At 41.3% G+C, this 2,053-nt stretch carries 3 protein-coding genes; all 3 read right to left on the reverse strand.

Going from position 1 to position 2,053, the window contains the following annotated elements; translation table 11 throughout:
* Positions 1 to 629, reverse strand: a 629-nt coding sequence (locus AC1DRF_RS24745) for a cobalt-precorrin 5A hydrolase (RefSeq protein ID WP_477741936.1), incomplete at its 3' end; no start/stop codon positions are given.
* Positions 626 to 1,402: a precorrin-4 C(11)-methyltransferase gene (gene cobM / locus AC1DRF_RS24750; RefSeq protein WP_427076418.1), complete on the reverse strand. Its 777-nt coding sequence runs from the start codon at positions 1,400 to 1,402 to the stop codon at positions 626 to 628. The genes AC1DRF_RS24745 and cobM, both read right to left, overlap by 4 nt.
* Positions 1,399 to 2,053: precorrin-2 C(20)-methyltransferase (cobI, locus tag AC1DRF_RS24755; RefSeq protein ID WP_477741937.1), on the reverse strand; the 655-nt coding region annotated here is incomplete at its 5' end. The genes cobI and cobM, both read right to left, overlap by 4 nt.

Consider the following 2,053-nt stretch of genomic DNA (forward strand, 5'->3'; position numbering starts at 1 on the left):
GTTTTAATGTTAGCTGGAACAGGGTGCTCATAATGCCACCAGTTCTTTTCACCTGATTCTTGAACCACTGCTATTTCTTCTTCATTCACCACAGAAGCGCTGACAGGCGTTAGTTTTTCTGCTGATTCCCACACCCATCCAAAGCGCTTACCAAATAAATCAACCGGAATTGTTTTTTGCACATCGGATGCTGTTGTAATGACAGGATGAGCTTCAAGAGCTGCCGCAACTTCACGCGTAAGCTCATTTGCTCCTCCGATATGACCCGAAAGCACGCTAATGACATTTTCACCTTTATCATCAATGACAACAACCGCAGGATCCGTTTTCTTATCTTTTAAAATAGGGGCAATCATACGCACAACTGCTCCCAGTGAGATAATAATAATAAGTCCTTTATACGATTCAAAAAGAGAAGGCAAAAGCATCCGAACGCTTCCTGAAAACAGCTGGATGTTCTGCTCTTGTTCGTCTCCTTTTTCAAACTTGCTCATGTAATACACATCAGACTGCTGAAAAGTGCGGCCTAGATTTCTTGCAATTTCTACGCCGTGTTTTGTGATAGCTACAACGGCATAATCTCCGCGCTGTGTAATGAGGGCTTTTTTTCCTTCTTGGAGTTGAATCATTCCGACTTCACTCCTCTTCGAAAGCCATGGGTAAATGTTTTGTCATAAAGTTTTGAACGATAATCTTTGTCATGAATGTGTGGATCAAGTGCCCAGCCTGCCAAAATCATCGCCTGCTTGCGAATGCCGTTTGTTCGCATAGCATCATCGAGGTCTTTTACCGTTGTGCGAACAATTTTTTCATCTGGCCACGTTGCTTTATAGACTACTACAACCGGCGTGTCTTCACTCCAACCCGCGCTTATAAATTCTTTCATTACTTTTTTTGTGAGCGTCGCGCTTAAAAATAACGCAATGGTACATTTATGTTTTGCTAAATCAGTTAATTTTTCAAACTCAGGTACAGGCGTTCTTCCTTCAGCACGAGTTAAAATAACCGTTTGAGTCAAATCTGGAATGGTTAATTCTGCTTCAGCCGCTGCAGCAGCAGCGAATACGGAGCTGACGCCCGGAACGATTTCAATAGCAACGCCTTCTCTTTTTAAAAGCACCATTTGTTCCATAATGGCTCCGTACATAGCAGGATCTCCGGTATGTACTCTTACAACCATTTTTCCTTCACGCATGCGTTCAAGCATCGTACCGACCATTTCTTCTAGATGCATACCCGCTGTTTTTAACACTTCAGCTCCTGGTTTAGACTTAGCAACTAGCTCTTGACTTACCAGTGAGTCAGCGTACAAGACAACATCTGCTTGCTGAAGTAATTTTAAGCCTTTTACGGTAATTAAATCTGGATCTCCGGGTCCAGCTCCGATTATGTATAACTTCATTTTCGCACCACCATTAGCGTTAAGTATTGTAAATCGGCTCCTTCTAGTTCTGAAGCTTTCCAGATAATTTCTTCATCTGACGTTACTTTTGTCACCACTGACGCTTTTTCAAGCAGATCAAGCTCTTTTAAAAGACCGACCATAAAATCGATGACTTTGGCCACTTTAATAAAAATGACGCAGTCGTTTTCCATTAATACTTTTTTCATTGTTTTATAATCTTCACGAGCAGGAACAATTGCTACATGTTCATCACCGTCTGCTAACGGAATACCTAAACGAGATGCAGCTCCATTAATCGATGAAATACCAGGAATTACTTGAATCGGAGCTTCAGGGTGACGTTCTTGCATTAGACGCATCATGTGAATAAACGTACTGTAAAGCATAGGGTCTCCCTCTGTGACAAATGCTACATCTTTTCCTTCCTGGAGCTTTTCCCATACTCGTTCTACCGTTTCGGTCCATTTTCTTTCCAAAATAGCAGGATCTTTTGTCATTGGAAACACAAGGCCCAGCATATCTTTTTCATTTGCACTGAAATAGACATCAATAATTTTTTGGGCGTAGCTTTTGCTTCCTTTTTGTTTTTTCGGGTACGCAATAACGGGTGATTCTTTTAATTTACGAAATGCTTTTACTGTAATAAGT

The sequence above is a fragment of the Priestia sp. P5_B4 genome (assembly GCF_056400385.1).